The sequence below is a fragment of the Carboxylicivirga linearis genome, assembly GCF_018271995.1.
Classification (GTDB): domain Bacteria; phylum Bacteroidota; class Bacteroidia; order Bacteroidales; family Marinilabiliaceae; genus Carboxylicivirga; species Carboxylicivirga linearis.
The window spans coordinates 23,339-49,215 of sequence record NZ_JAGUCO010000029.1; the positions used below are offsets into that span (position 1 = coordinate 23,339).

General features: G+C 36.1%; 21 protein-coding genes and 1 tRNA gene. 16 read left to right on the forward strand and 6 right to left on the reverse strand.

Features of this window, described 5'->3' with window-relative positions:
- Window positions 1–17: 17 nt before the first annotated feature.
- Genes KEM10_RS21020 through KEM10_RS21030 form a run of 3 tightly spaced genes read right to left on the reverse strand, consistent with a single transcriptional unit; the run spans window position 18 to window position 2,730 of the window.
- A complete protein-coding gene (locus tag KEM10_RS21020) occupies window positions 18–794 on the reverse strand; it encodes a glycosyltransferase family 2 protein (RefSeq protein WP_212219314.1) in 777 nt (258 codons plus the stop codon).
- Complete coding sequence (locus KEM10_RS21025) at window positions 794–1,537, reverse strand: GIN domain-containing protein (protein WP_212219317.1); 744 nt, start codon at window positions 1,535–1,537, stop codon at window positions 794–796. Before KEM10_RS21025 ends, KEM10_RS21020 begins: the two co-directional genes overlap by 1 nt.
- A complete protein-coding gene (locus tag KEM10_RS21030; RefSeq protein WP_212219320.1) occupies window positions 1,534–2,730 on the reverse strand; it encodes an acyloxyacyl hydrolase in 1,197 nt (398 codons plus the stop codon). Before KEM10_RS21030 ends, KEM10_RS21025 begins: the two co-directional genes overlap by 4 nt.
- Before the next feature lie 55 nt (window positions 2,731–2,785).
- On the opposite strand from KEM10_RS21030, the gene KEM10_RS21035 reads away from it, so the two are divergent.
- The 9 genes from KEM10_RS21035 (at window position 2,786) to gltX (ending at window position 15,643) form a co-directional block, all read left to right on the forward strand.
- Window positions 2,786–4,411, forward strand: a complete 1,626-nt coding sequence (locus tag KEM10_RS21035) for a capsule assembly Wzi family protein (RefSeq protein WP_212219323.1) — start codon at window positions 2,786–2,788, stop codon at window positions 4,409–4,411.
- A 104-nt stretch (window positions 4,412–4,515) separates the two neighbouring features.
- Window positions 4,516–5,913 (forward strand): sugar transferase, encoded by a 1,398-nt coding sequence (locus KEM10_RS21040; RefSeq protein WP_212219326.1) that lies wholly within the window; start codon window positions 4,516–4,518, stop codon window positions 5,911–5,913.
- Between the two features lie 118 nt (window positions 5,914–6,031).
- Window positions 6,032–6,835 carry a DUF4296 domain-containing protein gene (locus KEM10_RS21045; protein ID WP_212219329.1) on the forward strand — a complete coding sequence of 268 codons (804 nt, stop codon included), beginning with the start codon at window positions 6,032–6,034 and terminating at the stop codon, window positions 6,833–6,835.
- Window positions 6,832–7,374 carry a hypothetical protein gene (locus KEM10_RS21050; protein ID WP_212219331.1) on the forward strand — a complete coding sequence of 181 codons (543 nt, stop codon included), beginning with the start codon at window positions 6,832–6,834 and terminating at the stop codon, window positions 7,372–7,374. Before KEM10_RS21045 ends, KEM10_RS21050 begins: the two co-directional genes overlap by 4 nt.
- A gap of 10 nt (window positions 7,375–7,384) precedes the next feature.
- The gene (gene cysQ / locus KEM10_RS21055; protein WP_212219334.1) at window positions 7,385–8,233 is read left to right on the forward strand and encodes a 3'(2'),5'-bisphosphate nucleotidase CysQ; all 849 of its coding nucleotides are present in this window, start codon (window positions 7,385–7,387) and stop codon (window positions 8,231–8,233) included.
- A gap of 156 nt (window positions 8,234–8,389) precedes the next feature.
- Complete coding sequence (locus KEM10_RS21060; RefSeq protein ID WP_212219337.1) at window positions 8,390–9,565, forward strand: phosphoglycerate kinase; 1,176 nt, start codon at window positions 8,390–8,392, stop codon at window positions 9,563–9,565.
- 184 nt (window positions 9,566–9,749) lie between these two features.
- Window positions 9,750–10,973, forward strand: a complete 1,224-nt coding sequence (locus KEM10_RS21065) for a 3-deoxy-D-manno-octulosonic acid transferase (RefSeq protein WP_212219340.1) — start codon at window positions 9,750–9,752, stop codon at window positions 10,971–10,973.
- A 431-nt stretch (window positions 10,974–11,404) separates the two neighbouring features.
- Entirely contained in the window at window positions 11,405–13,960 is a 2,556-nt protein-coding gene (locus KEM10_RS21070; protein WP_212219343.1) for an adenosylcobalamin-dependent ribonucleoside-diphosphate reductase, read from the forward strand.
- A 159-nt stretch (window positions 13,961–14,119) separates the two neighbouring features.
- Window positions 14,120–15,643, forward strand: coding sequence for a glutamate--tRNA ligase (gene gltX / locus KEM10_RS21075; protein ID WP_212219346.1), 1,524 nt, complete (start codon window positions 14,120–14,122; stop codon window positions 15,641–15,643).
- Window positions 15,644–15,840: 197 nt separating this feature from the next.
- Here the strand turns inward: gltX and KEM10_RS21080 are convergent, their stop codons facing one another.
- Window positions 15,841–17,550: a glutamine--tRNA ligase/YqeY domain fusion protein gene (locus tag KEM10_RS21080; RefSeq protein WP_212219349.1), complete on the reverse strand. Its 1,710-nt coding sequence runs from the start codon at window positions 17,548–17,550 to the stop codon at window positions 15,841–15,843.
- 128 nt (window positions 17,551–17,678) lie between these two features.
- On the opposite strand from KEM10_RS21080, the gene folB reads away from it, so the two are divergent.
- From folB to KEM10_RS21110, 6 genes are all read left to right on the forward strand, one after another.
- Window positions 17,679–18,047 carry a dihydroneopterin aldolase gene (folB, locus tag KEM10_RS21085; RefSeq protein ID WP_212219352.1) on the forward strand — a complete coding sequence of 123 codons (369 nt, stop codon included), beginning with the start codon at window positions 17,679–17,681 and terminating at the stop codon, window positions 18,045–18,047.
- On the forward strand, window positions 18,047–18,241 hold the full coding sequence (locus KEM10_RS25010; RefSeq protein WP_212219355.1) for a cysteine-rich CWC family protein: 195 nt from the start codon (window positions 18,047–18,049) through the stop codon (window positions 18,239–18,241). The genes folB and KEM10_RS25010 overlap by 1 nt, the downstream gene beginning before the upstream one ends.
- An 84-nt stretch (window positions 18,242–18,325) precedes the next feature.
- Window positions 18,326–18,396: transfer RNA gene (locus tag KEM10_RS21095), tRNA-Cys, on the forward strand.
- Window positions 18,397–18,553: 157 nt separating this feature from the next.
- Window positions 18,554–18,748: a YwbE family protein gene (locus tag KEM10_RS21100; RefSeq protein ID WP_212219358.1), complete on the forward strand. Its 195-nt coding sequence runs from the start codon at window positions 18,554–18,556 to the stop codon at window positions 18,746–18,748.
- A gap of 135 nt (window positions 18,749–18,883) precedes the next feature.
- Window positions 18,884–19,849 carry a PCMD domain-containing protein gene (locus KEM10_RS21105; RefSeq protein ID WP_212219361.1) on the forward strand — a complete coding sequence of 322 codons (966 nt, stop codon included), beginning with the start codon at window positions 18,884–18,886 and terminating at the stop codon, window positions 19,847–19,849.
- A 73-nt stretch (window positions 19,850–19,922) separates the two neighbouring features.
- On the forward strand, window positions 19,923–21,050 hold the full coding sequence (locus KEM10_RS21110; protein ID WP_212219364.1) for a sulfotransferase family protein: 1,128 nt from the start codon (window positions 19,923–19,925) through the stop codon (window positions 21,048–21,050).
- Here KEM10_RS21110 and KEM10_RS21115 read toward each other — a convergent pair whose 3' ends face one another.
- Both KEM10_RS21115 and KEM10_RS21120 read right to left on the reverse strand, forming a co-directional pair.
- Window positions 21,051–22,841, reverse strand: coding sequence for a methyl-accepting chemotaxis protein (locus KEM10_RS21115; RefSeq protein ID WP_212219367.1), 1,791 nt, complete (start codon window positions 22,839–22,841; stop codon window positions 21,051–21,053). It abuts the gene before it with no gap.
- Between the two features lie 133 nt (window positions 22,842–22,974).
- On the reverse strand, window positions 22,975–23,865 hold the full coding sequence (locus KEM10_RS21120; protein WP_212219371.1) for a coiled-coil domain-containing protein: 891 nt from the start codon (window positions 23,863–23,865) through the stop codon (window positions 22,975–22,977).
- A 191-nt stretch (window positions 23,866–24,056) separates the two neighbouring features.
- Here KEM10_RS21120 and KEM10_RS21125 point away from each other — a divergent pair, with 191 nt between their 5' ends.
- Window positions 24,057–25,874 carry an Ig-like domain-containing domain gene (locus KEM10_RS21125; protein WP_212219375.1) on the forward strand — a complete coding sequence of 606 codons (1,818 nt, stop codon included), beginning with the start codon at window positions 24,057–24,059 and terminating at the stop codon, window positions 25,872–25,874.
- Window positions 25,875–25,877 lie beyond the last annotated feature (3 nt).

Below are 25,877 nucleotides of genomic sequence, written 5' to 3' on the forward strand. Positions count from 1 at the left end.
GGGATTTTTTTATGCTTTTATTTTTGGGATAATCCATTTTTACATTCTGTCTTCCCAGATTTAATAGCCTCTTGTAATAAACCTTTCACAAATTCATAATTTGTCCGTCGACCTTCTTCTCCATGTTCAAGATGAAATTGATTTGCAAAGAATTTTAGGTTATAAACCTTTACTCCTATATTTACCAGGCGGGCACTGAATTCTTTATCATTTGGACCTTTGCTGTTCATGTCTTCATCATATCCGTTGATCAGATAGGCATCCTCTTTCCAATACGACATATTGCATCCACGTATCCCACGAACGGACTTTGAGCTATAGAGTAAGCGATGATGCAGTATTGCCATAAGTTTATTTCTGGTGTGTTTTAGTTCCGAATAGTGCCCATTCTTGCAAAAATCATCTGTATTGATTTGATCAATCCTTATCCTTCTGCCGGCCAGTAATCTTCCTTTTCTTGAAAAACAAAGGTGATCTTCTATAAAATGTTTTTCTAATATTATATCTCCATCAATTTGTATAATATATGGAAAGGAAGCATTACTTATTGCTTTATTTCTAATAGCATTAATACGATAGCCGTTATCTTCCTGCCAAATATGCTTGATTGGAATAGGAAAGTTATGCTTTAGATTTTCAATTACTTTTTTTGTAGGTTCGCCAGATCCATCATCAGCAATTATAACTTCATTTGGTAAAACAGTTTGTTTCGATATGCTTTGAAGGCATAACTCAAGAGCTTCTGGCCAGTTATAGGTTGTTAAAAATAAGCTTGTTTGTGGAAATGGTTTCATTAAAATTTTATTAGTTGACCAGTTGGTTTGATATTGGATACCTGAATATGTTCGTGAGAAATTTCATTTGGTTCACCTCGATAATATGTATTTCCACTTGAATAAGTTTCCACAGAAAGGTAATCTAATGCGAATACATTACACCTGCCAATGGATTTATGTCTTAAATTAATTTTTTTTGATTGAAAGTCATCTGCATAAACATTAACAGTTCCTTCAATATTAGAGTTGAAGTTTTCTGTTGTTCCATAAATAGTGTAATTTCCACTATTATTAAAACCGTATACAAATAACGAAGTTGATTTATTTTCTAAGTGTAGATTCATTTCGGTGAATTTAGCTGTTCCATTAACAACTATTTTTAATCCAGAGCTTTTTAAAGCCTCTTCTGATATGAGTGTCATTACCGAATTAACCGTAATATTTTCTAGTTTATTAGCAGGTATTTGAATATCAATCAATTTGCTTTTTTGTAAATAATCACTTTTCTCGTGATTAATTAATAGCTGATTGTTCGTGTTTTCAAGAATCAATCCATATAAAAGGTGCTCCTGGCCACTAATAAGAATTTCATTTGAATCATTATTTATTAAATGAACATTACATGGAGTCTCAATAGTTAATGCATTAATTACATCCGTTTCAATCGTTTTTGAAATAACATCACTTGAGGTAGTCAGGTTGTTGATATATTCACAAGAATTGAATATTAAAAGTATGATGAAGCAATATATTATTCTCATGATTTTTTCTGTTTTGAATATTTTAAACGGTATCCTAAGCCAAATTCGATGAACTCAGATCGGAAAAAACTTGCCTTAACGCTAAAGTTGCCAATTAAATTAGGTAAAATAGGGTATCGAACTCCTAATCTTGGGTAAATGGGTTGAGGTGGCGATACATTGTGTTTGATATACAATCCAAGATTGGTAAATAAATTCATCTTTCCTAAATACACATTATAAGATGCAAAAACACCGGTGACAAAACAATCTTTTGTTGAAAAGCTTTGTAACTCATTTATGTTTTCCACTTCTTCCCAAGCGTAAGGAATTGCCTCGGAATAGATTTGGTCTAATCCAATTCCAATACCCCTTTTTTCATTTAAATGCCATATATAGTTGACATTAATTGATGAATTCCAAAATTTATTTGGATTATATATAGAGGATTGGCTTCGTCCTATGCTACCAACAATTAAAAGCTCTCTTTCTTTTAGCTTATTAGGCTGTGTTTTATTAATAGTAGGTGTTAAGTTTTTATTAAAATGATATTTGGTTCCTAAACCTACAGATACCACATTTACACCATGATTAGGTTTTTTAGCTGCTCCGTTTGACATATGAGTTAAATCACCAGACATGCTTGCCGATATTCTGTCCGAAATTCTATAGTCGACACTCAAACCTAATCCAATATAAATGTTTAGGTGGGTGCTGAATATCATATTATATGAATTGTCTTGAAGATCAAATGGTTTGGATGCATAGCCTAATCCCATTGAAACTTTATTGTTGATTGATAGCCTCTGAGTCCTGAATACATTGTATTGAATGTACGGGAAAATGGCATAACCCGTACCATATATCTCCTTATTGCCAAAAGTGCCATGATAAAATCCAATTCCTATTTCAGGATAATTGAAAAATGCCTGCCAGCTATTTCTATCAAACTTTCTGAGACCATAATTAATTTCAAAACCACTCGCAAAATCATCAATGAAATACAACATGGTTTTATGATGAGGTATTACAAGTCCTCCCATATATCTTGCTGTGATATAGGTGTGATCAACTTTACTGGTTGTATTATCAGGATTAGGAGTTTGCGCATAACAGCAAAAACAAGATGCGATTAGGGCTATATTTAAGAGCAGAAGTATTTTCAATGGTAAGTCGTATTTTTGGCGAAAATAATAAAAATTAAGAATTTTCATCTTTTTGATGTTTCGGTACAATTGTTGTTATTTTGCCGCATAATAATGCAAACATATGATTCAGCGTAATAGTATAATAATAGCCGTACTTTTTTTATTAGGCAGTGTCAAAATAATTGCTCAAGAGCAGTTAAAACTTAATTTGGAGAGCACTGTGTCATTGGCATCTGATGATATCTCGCCAATGTGGCTGAGTGCCAATGAATGGGGAAAGTATACCAATGAAGGAGGCATAAATGGAATGCTTTATGCGAACGGTGAATATGATTTGCTAAATAAAGATCTATTCTCGCTAAGTGTGGGAACGGGATTTGTTTTGAACACTGATTTTAATACTTCTTTTTTATACGAAGCATATGTAAATGGTCATTTTTGGATAGTTGATTATACAATTGGGAAAGAGGCTAATTCATGGGTGGCGTATAACGACAGGTTATCATCTGGGCATTTTTTAATGAGTCAGAATGCCAGACCAATACCCAAAGTTACATTAGGTTTTGAAGATTATCGAAAGGTTGGCTTTTTGAACAATTGGTTGGAAATAAAAGGTGGTATAACACAAGGTGTTTTAAATGATGATCGGGGTGATCATAGCAGAAGTGCTGATAACCTGTTATTACATGAAAAATGGGTTTATGGAAGACTTGGGAATACTAAAATTCAACCGTATGTTGGTTTTGTTCATTCTGCTTTGTTTGGTGGTACCCGTCCCGATGGAACAAAGTTAGATATAGATTTTTGGCCAACTTTTTTTGCAAAAGGATCTGCTAAATTAGGAGGTGGAGAAGAAACTAATGCCGCTGGTGCACACATGGGTTTGTGGGATTTTGGTCTCTATTTCGGAACCGAGAAATATGACTTGCAATTCTACTATCAAAAACCCTTTGCCGATGGCTCAGGTATGAAAATTTGGAATAGGAGGAATAAAGACTACGTCATTGGATTATTGGTGTATCCAAAAAATATAGGCTGGTTAAAGGGAGTTTCTTTGGAGTTTATTAAGACTGATGTGCAGTCTGATTATGGAATACCAGATCCACTCTATCCTCCGGAGTCCGAAAAGAGTGGTATTGTATGGATGGAGCATATAGATGAATATGCATCGACTGAAGAATTTATGCGAGCTAATTTTCCGCATTATACCGGTGATGTTTCAGGATGGACCGAACATGATGTACAAGCATTTCTCGTTAAAGAATACAACCACGGGTATGAATATGGTGGCAGAGATGATTATATGAACAATGGCACCTATTATAATGGTTGGACATACCATGGAGCATCAATGGGAACACCTTTATTTCATACTATTGAAATGGCTCAAAAATATAATGGAGGAGTCTTTAATCATCATCTTCGTTTCATCAATAATAGAGTGACAGGTTTTCATCTGGGGCTTGATGGTAGAATTACAAATACCCTTGATTTTAGGGTTAAATCAACCTTTACAAAGAACTATGGTAGTTATTCTGAAGAATTTGAAGCAAGATATAGTTGGAATAGAACTGAAAACTATTTTTACGAAGGAGGGAAAAAGCAAATGTATACTATGATCGAGGCATCCTGGAGAATGCCTTATGTAAAAGGATTACAACTAAATGGAACATTTGCATATGATTTTGGTCAGCTATATCATTCTATTGGTGGTAGGGTAGGTGTTGTCTATTGTCCTTTTTATTAATAGATTAAAATAGATTGAAGGTGTAAACTCATTCAAATTGTAAAATTTAATGTTTTGTGATCAATAAACGAATTCCTAAATTTGTCCATCCTAAAATCAGCTAGATGCTAAGAGAGAAAGAAAAGGTAGTTTATAATGCTTTAGCCGCATTTGATGTTTTAATTGCTTGGATATCGTTTGAGATTTCTTTATTGATTCATTTCGAGCAATTAACGTTTATTCGAAATAAAGATTCGATAATTCTACACCTATTAATATTAGGAATATGGCTAGTGCTTTCAAAAGCACTTCGGTTAAATGAACTGTATCGATCAAGACCTTATTCTATTTTGCTTTTTAATGTTATAGTAATGTCTGCTTTGGGAGCGGGAATACTGGCATTATCAGTCTTTGTATTTAATTTATTTTACATTGGTCTTATTCCAATTTTATATTTTGGTGGTACCGTGGCTGTTTTAATGTTTGTAGAAAAGGTACTTATCTATCATTATATGAAAAGTGCCCGCCGAAGAGGGCTGAACTACAGAAATATATTAATCGTTGGAGATTCATCAGCCAGTAATTTTATTAATCAAATTAAGGAAAATCCAGAATGGGGATATCGTATTATTGGCATTATTGGAACTGAAGAGCTTCGTAAAAAGCAAGAGGATGCAGCACCATATCTCCCATTAGATACAAGTGTTGATGAAATATTAGAAAGTAAAACAATTGATGAAGTAATCTATTGCCAGGAGAAAGCTCGAATGGATGAGATTATGTCATTAATGACGAGCTGTCATGAGGTTGGTGTGGTATTTAGAATGTCGTCACCTTTTTTTAATATGCTATCGAATAAAACTCATCTACATTACTTCGATACAACACCTGTTTTAACTATCTCAAATACACCAATGGATTATCTTTCGCTTAAATTTAAAGCGATTTATGATTTCTTAGTGTCTTTCTCTGTTGTTACCATTTTTTCACCGGTTTATATAGCCATTGCTATAGGGATAAAATTGACATCAAAAGGCCCTATTTTCTTTAAGCAAAAAAGAGTTGGGATTAGGGGGAGGAAATTTTGGGTTTATAAATTTCGTACCATGGTTACTAATGCTGAAGCATTAAAGAAAGACCTTATGGAGCAAAACGAGATGGATGGGCCTACATTTAAAATGACTAGAGATCCAAGGATTACAGGGATTGGACATTTTTTAAGAAAAACAAGTCTGGATGAATTGCCACAGTTTTTTAATGTTTTGTTAGGAGATATGTCGATTGTTGGACCAAGACCACCTGTGCCTGACGAAGTAAAAGAATACGAACGCTGGCAATTAAGGCGATTGTCGATGAAACCCGGAATTACTTGTATATGGCAGGTTTCATCATCAAGAAATGATATCTCATTCGAAGATTGGATGAGAATGGATTTAGAGTATATAGATAACTGGTCGTTAAAACTCGATTTTGTTATTATCCTAAAAACGATTCGAACCATGTTTAGGGCTGATGGAAAATAATTACCTTTTTTAACTCATATTTCACTTCTAAATTCATTACTTTGTCTGTAGTTGGTTGAACTTTTACTTTGCATAAGCAAAATGTAATTAAAAAGACACTACTAATCAGGTTAGTTTAATGAAGAAAGTAATATTCTATATTTTTGTTCTAATTGGGGTTTGTGCATGTACTCCAAAGCCTAAAAGACCTAATTTTGTTCCTGATCAGGAGCAGATGTCATTATTATTGGCTGATATCTATCAGGTTGAATCTGTGATGTCTCAAAGTGGCCGGCGCATTGTTAAGGATGATGAGAAAAACGCTGGGTATTACAAAAGTATATTGGATGAGTATCATCTGACGAAAGTGGAATTTGATTCTGCAATAAGTTGGTATTCGTCACATCCAGACTTGTTTTCAGATGTTTATGATGATGTCATTTCTATTCTGAGTAAAAGAGATGCTGTAGTTAAAAAAGAGCTGGCGGAACAAAGCAAGGAGAGAAAAGATGTAATTGAACAAATACCTGATAAAAAAAGTATCTGGGTTGGAGAAAGCAATTATAAATTACCATTAGAAGAACAGGACTCAACAGATGTTCTCTTACCATTTAAAATAAAAGCAGATTCTATTAAATCCGGGATTGTTCGTCTTAATGCTGGTTTTACTTTTATTAAAGGAAATGAGTTGGATAGCGCAATGCTTAAAATGTGGTTATGCTATGCCGATAGTACTGCAGACACGGTGAGGTATTTAATAAATAAAACCTTCAAGAAGCAAATTGGAAATGTATCGCAAATTATTCCGGATGGTAAAACGCTTGTTTCAATTGAAGGATTACTTTTTGAACATGATACTGCTAAAGTTTCAAATGTTGAAATAGAAGATGTGAAGATGGTGTTGTTGCCAAAGCTCGGGGCAGCTGAATTACTCGAAAGATGAGAAAATTAACTTCACATTATTGTCTAAAACCAGATGGTAGCTGGGCGAAGAGGCCAATAATAAAACTCAATGATGCAGGTGTAATTATTGAAGTTAGAGAAATGGGAGATGATTTTGTTGAAGAACCTAATTTGGAATATTTTCCAGGAGTTCTTGTACCCACTTTTCTGATGAGAATACACACTGATGATTTTGATAAAGCGAATATAAATCGGGCAATTATTGAAGGCGCAAGGCGATTTATTATTGATAAAGAAATGTCATTTCCAAATAGAGTTAGATCTATTGTAAAAAGTGGTTTTAATACTGGTTCGGCAGATAGCCCATGGACTTTAATTAAATCAGAAGTTATCGAGGGACTTGATTTAGCTTCAGCTATAATGAATCAAACTCAAAAAATAGCACAGCAGTTTTCATTAGATGATGAGTGGGGAGTAATAAAAGAAGGTGCCAATCCTGGTTTATTACTCCTAAAAGGAATAGATTTAAAAGAATTCACAATAACATCCAATACTGATCTTAAAGTCTTGGTTGAATAAATATTTTATTATGCATCAATTAACAATGTTGGCTTTAAGGGCTGCCGTTGCAGGTAGTCAGGCTACAATGAAGGTTTATAATAAAGAGGACTTTGATGTGCAGCTTAAAAGTGATCATTCTCCTTTAACAGAGGCTGATATAAATAGTCATTTTGCAATAGACAATTTATTGAAGACATCACATATACCCGTATTGAGTGAAGAAGGGAAGAGTATTGCATATGAGGACAGAAAAGAATGGAAGAAGCTGTGGGTAGTAGATCCAATTGATGGAACGAAGGAATTTGTTAAGCGGAGTGATGAATTTACAGTAAATGTTGCACTGGTTGAAGATCATAAGCCAGTATTAGGTGTTATTGTTGCACCAGCATTAAATCTTGTTTATTGGGGCGACAAGGATGGAGCATATCGTTCTGAGTTGCCCAAAAAGTGGGAAAAACAAACTCCGATGGAAGTAATCACTGATTTATCCCCTGAGAAATTGCCACATGAAAAAACAATTGATTTTACTGTGGTTCGAAGTTTAAGTCATTTCAGTGCGGAAACCAAAGAATATATGGATAAGCTGGATGCGGTTCATTCATCAATAAATAGTTTGTCAATCGGAAGTTCGTTGAAAATGTGTTTGGTAGCTGAAGGTAAAGCTCAATTATACCCTCGTTTAGGTCCAACAATGGAATGGGACACTTGTGCAGGGCATGCCATTGTTGAAGCGGCAGGTGGTCATTTGCTGGATTGGAAAACCAAAGAGCCAATGAAATATAACCGACCTGATTTATTAAACGGTTGGTTTTTAGTTGCGGGCTCAGGTATTGATCCTAAACACTATTGGCTTGATAAAAAGAATAAAGGACAATAGAAATTCTTGTTTTTAGCTTCATTTTGTCTTAGGAAATGTAAACTTTATTTTAATATTCCTTTTAAAATGATATTTAAGCGATTGAAATGACTTTCGCTTCGTCATTTATTTTGTATCTTTGCACCTCAATTGTTGAATTATAAAAACGCTTATCAAATGGCTGCAATAGACAGTTTTAATTTCGCAGGAAAGAAGGCGATTATCCGTGTGGATTTTAATGTGCCTTTGAATGATAAATTTGAAATTACTGATGACACTCGTATTCGTGCCGCTGTACCTACAATCAAAAAGGTATTGGCTGATGGAGGAGCTGTTATTTTAATGTCTCATTTGGGTCGTCCAAAAGGAGAGGCTAAACCAGAATTCTCATTGAAACACATCGTTGCTCATTTATCATCTACTTTAGGTGTTGATGTTAAAATGGCTTCTGATTGTATCGGTGACGAAGTAAAAGCTATGGCTTCAGACCTTAAAGGTGGTGAGGTACTATTGTTAGAAAACTTACGTTTCCATAACGAAGAAACTAAAGGTGACGAAGGTTTTGCTAAGCAATTGTCTGAGTTAGCTGATGTTTATGTGAACGATGCTTTTGGTACAGCTCACCGTGCTCATGCTTCTACAACTATCATCGCTAAGTTTATGGATGAGAAGATGGCTGGTTACTTGTTAGACAAAGAAATCAAGTTCTTGGGTGATACTGTTGAAAACGCTGAAAAGCCATTTGTAGCTATCGTTGGTGGTGCTAAAGTATCAGGTAAATTAGAAGTACTAAAAAGCTTAATCACTAAAGTAGATACTATTCTGATTGGTGGTGGTATGGCTTATACTTTCTTAAAAGCACAAGGGCATAACGTAGGTAACTCATTAGTTGAAGAAGATTTGGTTGATACTGCCAAGCAAATTTTGGCTGATGCTAAAACTAATGGTGTTAACTTTATGTTGCCAGTTGATAACTTGGCTGCTGATAAATTTGATAACGACGCAGATATTCAAACTGTAGGAAACGATATTCCTGAAGGACGTATGGCACTAGATGTTGGTCCTGAAACAACTAAAGCTTATGCTGCTGAAATCGCTTCAGCTAAAACAGTTGTTTGGAATGGTCCTATGGGATGTTTCGAGATGCCTAACTTCTCAAAAGGTACTTTCGGAGTATGCCAGGCTGTAGCTGATTCTTCAGCTGTTTCTATCATCGGTGGTGGAGACTCTGTTGCTGCTGTTAACCAAAGTGGTTTGGCTGATAAAATGAGTCATATCTCAACTGGTGGTGGTGCTTCACTTGAGTTCTTGGAAGGAAAAGAATTACCAGGAGTAAAAGCAATCCGCGGATAAATAAAATAACCAACATTTGTTGGATCAAAGCCTGTTGCATTGTGCAGCAGGCTTTTTTTATGGCATTTTGTTGGAGAAGTTGATCTCATTAAATTTTACTATCACAAATCTTGATACTTATGTCTTGGCACTTGATACTTTTTTAAAACCTACTCGTATCTTTGCGTTTCTAAAACAGCGAACAATGACATTAATTTATAATATCGGAATTGCCCTTTATTCGTTTTTAATAGGTTTGGTTTCTCCTTTCAACCAAAAAGCAAAGCTTTTAAAAAATGGAAGAAAAGAAAGCCTTAAGTTATTAAAATCAATTTCATTGCAAGGTCCGGTGGTTTGGATTCATGCCGCCAGTTTAGGAGAGTTTGAGCAAGGAAGACCCATTATTGAAGCATTAAAAAAAGATTACCCACAATATAAAGTTGTGCTTACATTCTTTTCACCTTCTGGCTATGAGGTCCGCAAAAATTATGATTTGGCGGATTATGTATTTTATCTTCCAGCTGATACTAAACGAAACGCAAAGAAATTAATTGATGCTATCAATTCTGAAAAGGTTTTCTTTATCAAGTATGAATTCTGGTATCATTATTTAAATGCATTGAAAAGAAAAAATATACCTGTTTACGGAGTGTCAATGATATTTAGAGAAAAGCAATCATTCTTTCAATGGTATGGAGGTTGGTTTAAAAAGATGCTGAATTGTTTTGCTAAGTTTTATGTGCAGGATGAAACATCTGGTCAATTATTGTCGGGTATAGGTGTTGAAAATTACTCAGTGGCTGGAGATACTCGTTTCGACAGGGTAAGAGATATTGCTAAGGCATCTGCGGAGATAGATCTGGTTGATCGATTTGTTGGAGATTGCAATAAGGTAATTGTGGCAGGAAGTACCTGGGCACCTGATGAAGATATTCTTTTAGAATATTTAGAGAAAGAAGGACAGGATGTTAAGTTAGTTATTGCACCCCATGAGATTCATGAAAGTCATATTAAGCAGATTGAAAGTAAATTATCTGTGCCTTATTTCAGATATACGAAACAGGTTGAAAATATTACTGATTGCAGGGTATTGATTATAGATACTATTGGTATGCTGTCGAGTATATATAAATATGGTCAGGTGGCATACATTGGAGGTGGTTTTGGTGTTGGAATACATAATACATTGGAGGCGGCTACTTATAGTATGCCTGTATTTTTCGGTCCGAACTATAAAAAGTTTAGAGAAGCGCGAGATTTAATTGAAGTGGGAGGAGGATTTTCAATACAAAATGGAAGTGAATTTCAAATAGGAATGGGGCAATTATGGGCCGATGAAGAATATTTAAAGGATGCTTCGTTGAAGGCAGGGCAATATGTGAATAAAATGTGTGGGGCTACACGCAAAATTATGGATGAGGTATTTTAATGAATATTAAAAATAGTTACAGCCGGACTTGAAATAGGTCCGGCTTTTTTATTTCAATAAATCGCTAGAATATTGATTTCCAATTTGTGGAATCTATTATGTAGGCACTGTTAGTTGTGGGGATGTAAAAGTGTGTGAAAAGATGTTAAAAGGCAAGGTTAATAAGCATCTTTAAACTAATGGTAAAAATCATTTTAAGTTTATGTATGTGTTGATAAGATTTTCGTTTTGGACAACTTTTAGGTGTTTTGATAAAATTTAAATATCAATAGAACAGTAATTTAAGAACAAAAAGTGGACAACTTTTGTTAGGTGTTGAAAAGTATTGTTTGTCTTAAATGATCACCTTTTATAACTTGCATTCACGTAAAAAACGCAAAGGAAAAACATTAAATTCCATTTTATCAACGTATTAAAATTTTTGAGGCGACATGGCAGTTAAAGAAATCGACCCTAAGACCGAATCCGTGAGACAGAATTATACCTATGAAGAAGCTTTTCAATCATCGCTTGAATATTTCAATGGCGATGAGCTGGCTGCTCGTGTGTGGGTAAATAAATATGCACTGAAAGATTCAGATAGTAATATTTATGAATTGAACCCTGATGAAATGCATTGGCGTTTAGCTAGAGAAATAGCCCGAATTGAGGAGAAGTATCCTAACCCCATGTCGGTTGAAGAATTATATGGATTAATGAAGAACTTCCAATACATTGTTCCACAGGGAGGTCCAATGTCAGGCATTGGAAATACACATCAAATAGCATCCTTATCTAATTGTTTTGTCATTGGTGATGATGGACCTTCTGACTCTTACGGAGGGATTATGAAGGTTGATCAGGAGCAGGTGCAATTAATGAAACGTCGTGGTGGAGTAGGACATGACCTGTCTCATATTCGCCCCAAAGGATCGCCTGTTAAAAACTCGGCCTTAACATCAACCGGAATTGTGCCCTTTATGGAGCGTTTTAGCAACTCTACTCGTGAGGTCGCTCAAGATGGTCGTCGTGGAGCATTGATGTTAAGTGTGTCAATCCAGCATCCCGATTCAGAGTCGTTTATTGATGCAAAAATGGAGCAAGGCAAAGTTACCGGAGCTAACGTTTCGGTAAAAATTGACGATGATTTCATGCAGTCTGTTGTAGAAGAAAAAGAATACACACAACAGTATCCGGTTGGATCCAATAAACCAGCTTACAAAAAAGATATTAAGGCAGTCGACTTATGGCAAAAGATTGTGCATAACGCCTGGAAATCGGCTGAGCCAGGAATCTTATTCTGGGATACAATCATTCGAGAGTCTGTTCCGGATTGTTATGCCGATTTAGGATATCGCACTGTATCTACCAATCCATGTGGAGAGATTCCTTTGTGTCCATACGATTCATGTCGTTTGATTGCATTGAATTTGTATTCATATGTTGAGAATCCATTTACAGATAAAGCAAAATTCAATTTTGAGTTATTTAAAAAGCATGTGGGGTATGCACAACGCATGATGGATGATATAATTGATTTGGAATTAGAAAAGATTGATGGAATATTAGCAAAAATAGGAGCGGATCCTGAGAGTGATACCGTAAAGCGTGTAGAACGTGAGTTGTGGGAGAATATCCGCAAGAAAGCCAACGAAGGTCGTCGCACAGGTGTGGGTATTACAGCCGAAGGAGATATGTTAGCTGGTTTAGGTTTGCAGTATGGAAGCGATGATGCGATAGACTTCTCTGTTGAGGTTCATAAAACATTGGCTTTGGCAGCCTATCGTTCATCAGTTGATATGGCGAAAGATAGAGGTGCATTCCCTATTTATAATTCTGATAAAGAAATTAATAATCCGTTTATTAATAGATTGTTTGCAGAAGACAGTACTTTAAAAGAAGACATGAAAAAGTACGGTCGTAGAAATATTGCTGCACTTACGATTGCTCCAACTGGAACAACCAGTTTGATGACTCAAACAACATCAGGTATTGAGCCTGTATTCTTGCCAGTATATAAGCGTCGTCGTAAAGTAAATCCGAATGATACAGAGACCAGAGTAGATTTTGTTGACGAGGTAGGTGATAGCTGGGAAGAATACACTGTATTTCATCATAAATTTGTTACCTGGATGGAAGCCAAAGGGCATGATGTGACTAAAAACTATTCTCAAGAAGAATTGGATGCATTGGTTGCTCAGTCACCATATTACAAAGCTACTTCCAATGATGTGGATTGGATGAAAAAAGTGAGTATGCAAGGGCAGGTTCAAAAGTGGGTTGATCACTCAATTAGTGTTACGATTAACTTACCTGCTGATGCTTCTGAAGAACTGGTTGGAAATCTTTATGTTGAAGCTTGGAAGAGCGGGTGTAAAGGCGTAACTGTTTATCGCGATGGTAGCCGTGCTGGAGTTTTGATTTCAAATACAGAGAAGAAAGAAGAAGTAGTTGGTAAATTTCCTAAGAAGCGCCCTCAGGAATTAGATGCAGATGTTGTTCGTTTTCAGAATAACAAGGAAAAGTGGATTGCATTTGTGGGATTGATTGATGGTAAACCATATGAAGTTTTTACTGGTTTGGCTGATGATGAAGACGGAATTTTATTGCCTAAATCAGTACAAACAGGTAAAATTATTAAGAACCGCGAAGAAGATGGAGCATCACGCTACGATTTCCAGTTTACCAATAAGCGTGGATATAAAACAACCATTGAAGGTTTATCATATAAGTTTGATAAGGAATACTGGAACTATGCCAAATTAATATCAGGTGTATTGCGTCATAGTATGCCAATTGAAGATATCCTTGATTTGGTTGCTGGGCTTCAGTTAGATAGTGATACAATTAATACCTGGAAGAATGGTGTAGAGCGTGCTCTTAAGAAATATATTCCAAACGGAACCAAAGCGCGTAAAGGCCATTGTGAGAGCTGTGGTGCAGATGACTTGATTTATCAGGAAGGCTGCTTAATTTGTAAGAGCTGTGGCTCATCAAAATGTGGATAAATATCTGCCAAATATTTAATTACAATAATAAAGAGGTGCCATTACGGCACCTCTTTTTTTTGTTTTATTTTATAACAATTAAATTTTTACAATTGATTTTATTTAAGTGCTAAAAAGTCAATTGCTATCTTTGCAAAAAAAAATATAGATCGACAAGATATGACAGCTCAGAAAGTAAGAGTGCGATTTGCACCCAGTCCAACCGGACCGTTACATATTGGTGGAGTTAGAACAGCCCTTTTTAATTACCTTTTTGCAAAGAAGCATGGAGGTGATTTTATTCTTCGTATTGAAGATACGGATTCAACACGTTTTGTTGAAGGAGCCGAGGAGTATATTAATGAAAGTATGGAATGGTTGGGTTTAACCATTGATGAAGGAGTGAAGCAAGGAGGAGAGTTTGGCCCATATCGTCAGAGTGAGCGTCGTGAGATTTATAAGAAATATGCCGATCAATTGATTGAAACAGGTTGGGCGTATTATGCTTTTGATACTTCAGAAGAGTTAGACCAATTAAGAGCAGAGGCTGAAGCTGAGAAAAAAACATTTGCTTACGATATGCATTCTCGCATGCAAATGAAAAATTCGTTAGTACTTTCTGATGATGAGGTAAAGCAAAGAATAGATGCCGGTGAGCCTTGGGTAATTCGTTTTAAAATGCCTGAGGATACTCTTGTTGAAACGAAAGATATGGTGAGGGGAGAAGTGAAATTCAATACTAATACATTGGATGATAAGGTGCTTTATAAAAGTGCAGATAAACTACCAACCTATCATTTAGCTAACATTGTTGATGATCATTTGATGGAAATCAGTCATGTTATTCGTGGCGAAGAATGGTTGCCATCAGTTCCATTGCACATTATGCTTTATAAAGCATTGGGGTGGGAAGAAACCATGCCGCTGTTTGCTCACCTTCCATTAATTTTGAAGCCAACCGGAAAAGGCAAACTCTCGAAACGTGATGGAGATAAAGGTGGTTTTCCTGTATTTCCATTGGACTGGGAGATGGAAGATGGAGTTGCACCGGGATATCGCGAGAGTGGATACTTTCCTGAGGCCGTTAATAACCTTTTGGCTTTGCTGGGTTGGAATCCTGGTACGGAGCAAGAATTATTCGATATTGATGAGTTAATATCATTATTTTCTATTGAAAGGGTAAATAAGTCGGGTGCTCGCTTTGATCCAGAAAAGGCAAAGTGGTTTAATCAACAGCATCTGATGCGCAAACCTGTTGAAGAGTTGGCTTTGCTTTTTAGTGATGATTTGAATGAAAGAGAAATTGCAGCCGATATTAGCTTCATTGAAAAAATTACGGGTTTGGTAAGAGAGCGTGTAAACTTTGTGAGTGAACTTTGGGATCAGTCGTTCTTCTTTTTTGAAGCTCCAGCAGAGTATGAAGCCAAAGTTGTGAAGAAACGATGGAAAGGCGATGTGCCAGCTTTTATGGCCGAATTGGCTCCGGAATTGGAAAAAGTTAGCAATTGGCAGGCTGATGATATTAAAGCTGTTATTTCGGCTAAAATTGAAGAAAAAGGACTTGGTTTTGGTTTGGTGATGAATGCTTTTCGCTTGGCATTAGTAGGTGGAGGATTCGGACCTGATTTGATGACTATTGCAGAAATGCTTGGTCAGGAAGAAACTATTCAGCGTGTAAAAGCCGCGGTTGAAAATATAGCATAGGATATTTTTACGATATGGAAGCTGTTTGTTGGTGCATTTTTAGGTGTGCTGCAAGCAGCTTTTTTTTATAGGTATAATTGAAGTCGGTAGGAATCAATTATCACAAAATAAATTCATGCTGAATTTGAGAAATATGTGCTTATAAAATAAAAATCCCGCTCAATGGCGGGATTTTCTAAGTGTATATAGTTGAGAAACTATTTTTTTCCTTTGCTCCATGAGTCTTTCAATGTAACAGTGCGATTAAACACAATCTCAGAGTCTGAAGAATCTTTATCTATACAGAAGTATCCTAAACGCTGGAACTGGTAACGCTCAATGCCGTCATCAAATTTAGCTTCGGCATCCTGGTAATTAGGTTCAATATAACAGTTGTTGATAACCGACAATGAATTTGGGTTTAAGAATTCAAGAAAATCCTTATCCTTATGACCGTCAGGAGCTTCATCCATAAACAGACGGTCGTATTGTTTTACAGTTACCTCTTTTGCATGCTTAATGCTTACCCAGTGCAACGTTCCTTTTACCTTGCGTTTACTTCCTTCCATGCCACTTTTTGTGTCAGGGTCGTAGGTACACTGGATTTCTGTTATATTGCCATTCTCATCTTTTGTGATGCCTTCGCATTTGACGATATAAGCATTTTTCAAACGCACTTCTCGTCCTACATCCATGCGGAAGAATTTACGAGGCGCATTTTCCATAAAGTCGCCACGTTCAATATAAATTTCACGACTAAATGGTAGTTTGCGCGATCCGGTAGATTCGTCTTCTGGATTGTTAATTGCTTCCATCCATTCAACTTCTCCTTCAGGATAGTTGGTGATGACAACTTTAACCGGATCAAGAACCGCATACACACGAGGAGCACGTTTGTTGAGATCCTCACGAATACAGTGTTCAAGAAGAGCAACGTCAATAACATTCTCGCGTTTGGCAACGCCAATTTCATCGGCAAATCTGCGAATTGATTCTGGTGTATAACCTCTTCGGCGTAAGCCTGATATAGTTGGCATGCGCGGATCATCCCATCCAGCAACATATTTTTCATTTACCAGTTGAAGTAGCTTGCGCTTACTCATCACTGTGTAATTGAGATTCAAACGGGCAAATTCAATCTGGCGTGGCACAACTGCCGGTTTTTCAGGCATTGCTTCAACAATAGATTTTAAGAACCACTCGTATAATGGTCGGTGAACCTCAAATTCGAGCGTACAAATACTGTGAGATATACCTTCGATAAAATCACCCTGCCCATGTGCAAAATCATACATTGGATAAATACACCATTTGTCGCCTGTACGATGATGATTAGCATGGATAATACGATACATCAAAGGATCGCGCATATGCATGTTGGGCGAAGCCATATCAATTTTAGCACGTAGAACGCGTTCTCCATTCTTGAATTCACCTTTGCGCATTCTTTCAAAAAGCTCAAGGTTTTCTTCAACGCTGCGATTTCTGTTCGGGCTTTCTGTACCAGGAACAGTTGGAGTACCTTTTTGAGCTGCAATTTCATCAGCGCTCTGGTCATCCACATATGCTTTGCCATTTTTAATAAGAAGAACGGCCCATTCATACAGTTGCTCAAAATAATCGGAAGTAAACTTAGGCTCATTGTTCCATTCGAAACCAAGCCAATTAACATCTTCCTTAATTGATTCAACGTATTCCGTTTCTTCTTTAGTCGGGTTAGTATCATCAAAACGAAGGTTGGTACCTCCTTTATAATATTTACCCAGTCCGAAGTTCAGACAAATTGATTTGGCATGCCCAATATGAAGGTAACCATTGGGCTCAGGAGGAAAGCGAGTTAATACGGCACCGTCGTTTTTGTTTTCGCTTAAGTCCTTATCAATCTCCTGATGGATAAAATTTGTTTTTATTTTTTCGTTTGACTCCATCGCAATGTGTTCAAGAATGTTCAATCTAAGATAGCGCCAATCTGGCGGTAAGTGCAAAAGTAATTGTTTTTACACTTAAATTTCTGCTGTTATGGTTATAAAAGATTAATTTCGCGAAAAAAATTATTATGGAGACTGGCAACACCATTGGTTTGATTGAATTAGAGGAGATGGAATTTTATGCATATCATGGCTGTTACGAGCAAGAGCAGGTGGTTGGAAATCGTTTTTTGGTAAACATTGCAATACATACAAATTGCAGTGTGGCAGCCGAAACAGACAGTATTAATGATGCATTGAATTATGTAACGGTATATGAGTTGACGAAGGAGCAGGTTATGCAAAATTCGCATTTGTTAGAACATTTAACCAAACGGATTATTCAAAGTATTAAATCAAGCTTTCCACAAATAATTAAATTAAAAGTGAAGGTATCAAAGATGAATCCACCAATGGGAGGGCAAATGAAATGTGTAAGCTTAACACTGGAGGAGTAATGAGAGAAGATGGAGCGGTTAAGAAGAAGTGTCCGAAATGTAACGCAGAGTTTTTGTGTTATAGTTCTTCTGATAAGAAATGTTGGTGTGATAATTATTTTGTGAGTGCTGAAAATCTTAAGTTGCTGGCAGAGAATTACAACAATTGTCTTTGTCCTGATTGTTTGAGTTTATATGCTAAAAAGAAGAAATAAAATTTGTCGGGAATTAAAATATTCCTTTAATTTGCACTCCGAAAATAATGGTTCACTAATTGAATCTGATTTTCGTTTTGTAAGGGTTCCTTGGCCGAGTGGCTAGGCAACGGTCTGCAAAACCGTGTACGGCGGTTCGAATCCGCCAGGAACCTCAGTTTGGCGAATGCTTTTAAGAAATTAAGAGCATTCGCTTTTTTTATACCAAGCTTTAATCATAAATGTTAATGTTTTTAAAAAGGGGACTTTTTGCACGATAGTTGGTGAAATAACTATGGTATTAGAAGTATAAAAATATAATTTAGACATAGAATGGACGGAAGAGAACGTAGAAACATTAAAGTAGGAACTAAAGTAGCAATTCTTGCACATCAGGATATTCGTACAGGAAATCTAACACATGGAGTAGTGAAAGAAGTTTTAAGCAGTGAAGATTTTCATTTGAAAGGAATTGAGTGTAAATTAAAAACTGGTCAGGTTGGACGCGTTAAGACCATTAAGCTATAGGTAATAAGAAATATACGATATTGATGAATGAGCCGAGACTTTAAAATAAGTTTCGGCTTTTTTTATGTAATTTTCTTCTACCTGAATTGGCAAGATAATTGCAATTCAGTAACTTTTTTCAATAAAACAGATCTGATGAAATATCTTGCTGTCATTACATTTTTGCTTGCTTGTGTTTTTTCGAGTAGTGCTCAACAGAAGGAGGCTTCTTTTATTCAGGATGGACAAATCATTTATAGCGATATGGACTCCTGGTATTCCCGAAAAGTAAAGGAGTCGGTGTTGATAGGTGGAAATGAAGTAGTTTATTACGAACCGGGTCCCGGTGATTATTCTAATATAGATAAGCAGTTGCCAGCTTTAACGCCCTGGTCGTCATCAAATGTATATGCCGAAATAGGAGTCAGTGCCGCTAATCAGTCTGTTTTTCGCGAAAGACGAGGTGATGGATATTGTGCTCGCCTGGAGACTCGTTTGAAAAAAGTGGTAGTTCTGGGAGTGGTGAATGTGAAGGCAATTGCTTCGGGAAGTATATTTTTGGGTCAGATGGAAGATCCTGTAACACAGGCTGACAATGCCAGATTAAATACTTTTATGGGGATTGAATTTACCCGAGCTCCATCAGCATTGGTTTTCGATTATAAGTCATTAATAGGGAAGAAAAGGTTAAAAGCCACCGGAGGTTTTAAGGTAAGGGATGTTGACGGACCTGATATGGCTGAAGCTTATGCTTTATTGCAAAACAGAACAGAAGATGCTACTGGCAACTTGATTGTTAAGCGAGTAGGTACTGCCTGGCAGCGATTTGATCAATCGCAGTCGTCTTGGGTAAATGCATATCAAATGCCCATTATTTATGGTGATGCAACAAAATCACCCAACTATCAATCATACATGAATCTTATTTCTGAGAGTGATCCGTATTATGCTTTAAATAGTAAGGGTGAAGTGAAAAAGTACGCTGAGTCGGGGTGGACTGACAATAAAGAAGAGGTTACCCATATGATTATTGTTTTTTCTGCGAGTTACCAAGGTGGTTCATTTTTAGGATCACCAGAGAGTAAATTATGGATTGACAACATCCGATTAAAATATGATTAGTCCGACTTATAGATTGATTACTTTTTTTGGTATGGCATTTGCTTTATCCAAGTTTCATTGATTAACCTTTTATATGATTAAATTAGAATTTAGCAAGCTTCCGGTTACACCATTATTTGGTAGTAGATATAGTAATTTTAAGGCTGTTTGTAGTGCGGTGGATGTTGATAAAGGATACAAACTTAAGTACCGATTAAGTAAAATTCTATCGGGTTTAATGAGTGCTACTCATCCCATCGAAAATTATATGTATAAAAAGAAAGTGGAGCCGATGGAGCTGAAGCAGGATCCTGTTTTTATTCTGGGGCACTGGCGAAGCGGAACAACTTTTCTTCACAATGTGTTAGCTCAGGATAAGCAGTTTGGATATAACACTACTTATCAAACCATATTTTCCAATGCCATGGTGTTTGGACAGCCCTTTTTTAAGCCTATAATGAAGGCGGTAATGCCCGACAAAAGGCCTACTGATAACTTGGAGCTGTTACCTGATCAACCACAGGAAGAAGAATTTGCATTAAGTAATATAATGCCGGTAAGTTTCTATAATTTTTGGTTCTTGCCGAAACGAACCATGGAGTACTGTCGGAAATATTTGTTGTTTGATGATATTACAAAGCAGGAAAAAGAAACTTTTAACAAAGAATTTGTAAGGTTGGTTAAAACATCGCTTTATAACACGGGTGGTGAAGTGTTTTTATCAAAGAATCCTCCGCATACTGGAAGGGTGAAGGATTTATTAGAAATTTTTCCTAATGCCAAATTTATATATCTGGTTCGCAATCCATATACCGTGTTTGAATCAACCCGCGATTATTTTTCGAACGTTATTAAGCCATTGAAGCTTCAGGATTTTACCGACGAACAGTTGGAGAAGAATATTTTGGATGTTTATAACCAGCTTACCAATGCATACGAAAGAGATAAAAAACTCATTCCGGAAGGTAATTTATACGAATTGCGATTTGAGGATTTTGAAGCGGATGCCTTTAATAAAACGTATGAAATTTATCAAACACTTGGGTTGAATGGTTTTGATAAGTCTTCGTCCGATATTCAGGCCTATTTAAACAAGAAAAAGAAGCATAAAAAGAAAGCATATAATTATCATCCAGAAACCGTGCAAAAGGTAAATAAAAATTGGATGCATGCCTTAACGAAGTGGAACTACGAAATTATTGATGCACCCATTGATAAATAATTAAACAGCCGATTTAACTTTAAACTGGTTAACTATTTCAAGAAGGCTGTTGGCCTGACTGCTTAACTCGTCTATGCTGCTAGTAAGCCGTTCAGAAGCCGCAGCATTTTCTTGAGTAATCATGTTTATTTGTTGCAGGGCTGAGCTTACCTGACTAACACCGTGTGATTGTTCAATGCTGGCACTGGCAATATCTTCAATTAAGTCTGTGTTTTCATTTAAAACCGGAACCAACTTTAGTAAGCTTTCGCTGGTTACTTCCGAAATATTTAGACTGTTGTGAGTAAGAGTAATTATTTCATCGGATGCCAGTTTGCTTCGTTCAGCAAGTTTGCGAACTTCCTGAGCTACTACCGCAAAACCTCGTCCGTGTTCCCCGGCTCGGGATGCTTCTACTGCAGCATTTAAGGCCAATATATTGGTTTGATTGGCTATCTCGGTTATCATTTTTACTTTGTCATTAATGCTTTTTGAAGTTGTAAATGAATCACCGGCCTTTTTATTTACTTCGTGTAATTCGGTTTGCGTTTGTTTTGATGCTGTATTGGTGCGCTGTGCATTGGTTGAGTTTTGTTGAATATTGGCACTGATTTCTTCCATGGTAGTTGCTATTTCTTCAAAAGATCCGGCTTGTTCCTGTGCTCCTTGAGCAATTTTTTTAGAAGAATTGTTTAATAGCTGAATGGTTTTGCTGAGCTGAGTTGATACCAATGCAATTTGTCGGATTAATTCTTCCAGCTGGTTGGTCATCACTACAAAAGCATGTAAAACACCCTTAGCATCGTGTTTAAATTCATCATCTAAAACAAGGTTTCCTGATGCAACCTGATTCGCAATTTGTGCAACTACATATGGTTCGGCACCTAGTAATTTTCTTACACCCTTAAAAATGAAAATACTAAAAAATACAACTATTCCAGCTCCCAAGGTAATGAATACTAAAGTCATAACATTGGTGTTGTGCGTGCTGGAAGCAAGGGCTTGCATCAATAGTTTTTTTGACTCATCAAGCATAGGCTCAACTTTGTGAACATCATTGCGCAATGTTCCCATGAGACCGGATTTTTCATCCAGACCAATCTCCATTTTTTTATTGACCATTGCTAAAAAGGTCTGCTCATAGTTATTCAATAAACCCAACATTTGTTCTTTTTCACTTGAGCTATATCCTGAATTGTTAATTGCCTGACGGAATTTAATATTGTGCGCCACAAATTTGTCTCTATAGTTAAGGTCTTCGCGAATTAGAAAATCCTTCTCATGTCGTCGGCACATCAACATGTACACCATTAGTTTATTATCATTATGGCTTTTTAAATTATTCTCAATCTCGTGTATGGCTTGTCGCATTTGGCCAACCATACCATAATCCTTAAATCCCTGAATTAAAAGTTCATCTTTAATGTTGATGAATGTGTTGTAATAACTGGTTAGAAATATAGATACTGAATCAATCTTTTTCGTCATACCATTTCTTTTGATGGATTTTGATTGATTCAAGGCATCAATAATATCCTTCGACTTCTGATAGTTGTTCTTAAACTTAGTCAGGTACTTGCTCCGACCTGTTTCATGAAAGTCAGGATTTGTTTTTTCACGCGCTAAAAAATCTTTTTCGTTGCGACGAAGTTGCAGCATCAAAGATTCAAGCTGGTAAAGCTGATTTTCGGTAATATTGTTGTCGTTGATGCGATTGAGTGCGCGGTACGTATAAAGCCCAATTCCAATAAAAGTAATAATAAGAAGCGTCGTTAGTAACGTAAAACGTTGACGCATAGTTCCTGCTTGCATAATGTCTAAGTTAAGTTCTTCCCGATTGCGAAAATAACCTCTTGATGTATATGCAATGTTAATTTAATAATAAATAATCGACCAGAATGGTTCTAGATTCAATCTTTATCTATTTGAGTAGTCAATCTATTGATTATTTCAATTCAAAAGTGGTTGTGCCAATGTTAAAACCATCGGCAAAAATGTCTACAGTGTATGTGCCAGGTAATAGTTCGCCTTCGTCAGCTTTATAGAAAACGCAAACATCCAGTTCTTCGCCTCCATATTCGATTACTCGTCGGGCAGAATAGTTTATTTCTTCTTCTTCGTATTCGAATTTATCATCTAACGAGCGAACCAGCAAAGCTTCATCTGGTCGTAAAACTCTTAAATAAACTGTTTTTTCGCCGATAGGAGCTGTAATATTTTTTTGTATGGTAAAGCAAACCCTAATTTTTGAAACGTTACGGGCTTTTTTTGTTTCTCTGTCTTTACTGTTGAGGCCTTCAACTTCGTAATTATACGTTTCCAATTTAGATGCAATGTCGACTTTTTTAGCCAGCGTTTCTTTTTGTTTTTCAAGTTCGTTGTACGAATCCTGAATTTTGTTTACCTGTTTTCTATATTGTTGATTTTCTTCTGATAACTCCTGATTTCGCTGATTTAAGGAGTCGATCTGCACCACAAAATTCCTCATCACGCTCCGCAACGATGTGAGCTCCTTTTTGTATTCTCTTATTTTAGAAGCATTGGTGGCTTTGATTGTTTTTATTTCTTCTATCAGATGAGATATTTTTTCACGCTCTTGCTCCAACATCAGGTTAAGTGTGTCGTTGTTGCTCTGAAGCGAGTCGTAATCTAATGCTAAAGTTTGAAATTCCTCTGTCAGCAAGTCTTTTTCTTCAGTCATTTCCTCAACTACAGCCTTATATTCCTGGCGATTTTGTAAATACATTACAAAAACTACTGCAATTAAAACAACTGCTACAGCAGAAATTATATAAATTAGTTTCTTATTTGATGCTTGTGGTGCTTTATTTTCCATAATTAATTAGTAAGTATATTACTAAGAACGCAAAGTTATCATTTTTTAGTTTGCTCACAATTGTAAAGTTCTATGGTTAGCCGCTTTTAGGTTTATTTTAGTATGTTTGAAAATCATTGTTCGAATTAAGATTATTTAAACTGTTCGATGAATTTTCTTCTTAAATTTGTGAGCATTAAAATCACTATATTTTGAAAAGCAGACTTAGATCAATTAGTTTCAGTTTAGTACTAGTATTTGTTGTATGGGCATGTGCCAATATTGGCATGCCAACGGGTGGGTTAAAAGATGAAGATCCTCCTAAGGTAGTTAGTTCAACTCCCGACGATCATGCGCTGAATTATAATAAAAAGTTAGTTGAAATAGAGTTTGATGAGTTGATTCAGCTAAAAGATGTTCGCCAGAAGTTTGTGATTTCGCCACCTATGAATGAGCAGCCAACCATTGAAGCGCGAGCTAATAAGTTACATGTGGTTTTTAATGAAGATTTACAACCCAACACAACCTATTCGCTTGATTTTGCTGATGCAGTTGTTGATAATAATGAAGGCAATGTGTTAGAAAATTTCAGTTTTAGCTTTTCAACAGGTGAGTATATCGATTCGTTGCAGATTTCGGGTAATGTGTATGACTCCGATGATTTAGCTCCCGCATCGGGAACATTGGTTTTTCTGCATCAGAATCTGGCAGATTCTGCAATACATAAATTAGTACCTATTCGTATGGCAAAAACCAATGCCCAAGGTAGGTTTACTATATTAAATGTGCGTCCCGGAAAATACCGATTGTATGCCTTAGAAGATTCAAATCGTGATTTTAAATTTGATCAGCCCGGAGAGCGTATGGCCTGGTCAGATATAATTGTAGAACCTTCTTTTGAGTATCGCGAGTTTGTGGATACATTGCATATCGATTCACTTGAAACCGATTCATTGATTTATCATGAAGAGTTGGTTTATACGCCTGATAGCATTCAGATGTTTTTGTTTCAGCATGATTATAAAAGACAGTATTTATTAAGTGAAGAACGAAACGAAAAGGCAAAAATGACTTTCTATTTCAACCGTAAACAGGAAGATGAGGTTGAAATATCTTTAACAGGTAAAGATGACTTAACCGACCTTTTTATTAAAGAGAAATCTTTTAATAACGATACAGTTACTTTTTGGTTAAAGGATAGTACTTATTATAAGCAGGATTCACTATCGGTGAAATTGAGTTATACTATGCGCGATTCAATGGATATTGAATATACCAAGCTCGATACCATTGCCATGTACTTTTTTGAAGTTGAAAAGGAGAAGAAGAAGAGAAAGAAGAAGGATGAAGAACCAGAACCGATAAAATTGTTAAAGCTTGGAGGTATTAAGTCGAAAGTTAATATTTTAGGAACATTCAGTTTTTCATTGCCTGCTCCGGCAGTTGAATTTAACAGAGAGGCTATGAAGCTTTATTATTACGAAGATACTATTCCGGAACCAGTTGATTTTGAATTGGTGCAGGATACTCTTAATATTCGAAGGTATACTATTGATAAGAAATGGATTCCAGGTGGAAAGTACGAGTTAACTGTTGATTCGGCTTCAATTGTTGATATTTATGGAATACATAATGGCCCGGAAAAAATCAATTTCAATATTAAAACTGAAGAAGATTACGGGAAGATATATATAAATGTGGTTGAGCCAGAAGATAATTGGTTGCTTCAGGTCTTAGATAAAAAAGAGAGCATTGTTAAACAATCAAAAATTCCAGCATCAGGTAAATTAGGTTTTCGTTATCTCTCGCCAGGTAAATATATGTTCCGCATTGTGGTTGACGAAAATTGTAATGATAAATGGGATGATGGAAATTATTACGAAGGAAGACAACCTGAGACGTTAATTTATTTACCAAATGAAATAAATATCAGAGCCAACTGGGACTCAGAGATAGAATCGTGGGATCCGCTGAATTTTAAAGTCGATCATTTTTCTCAACAATTTCGTAAACCTAAGAAAAGAGATTAATAC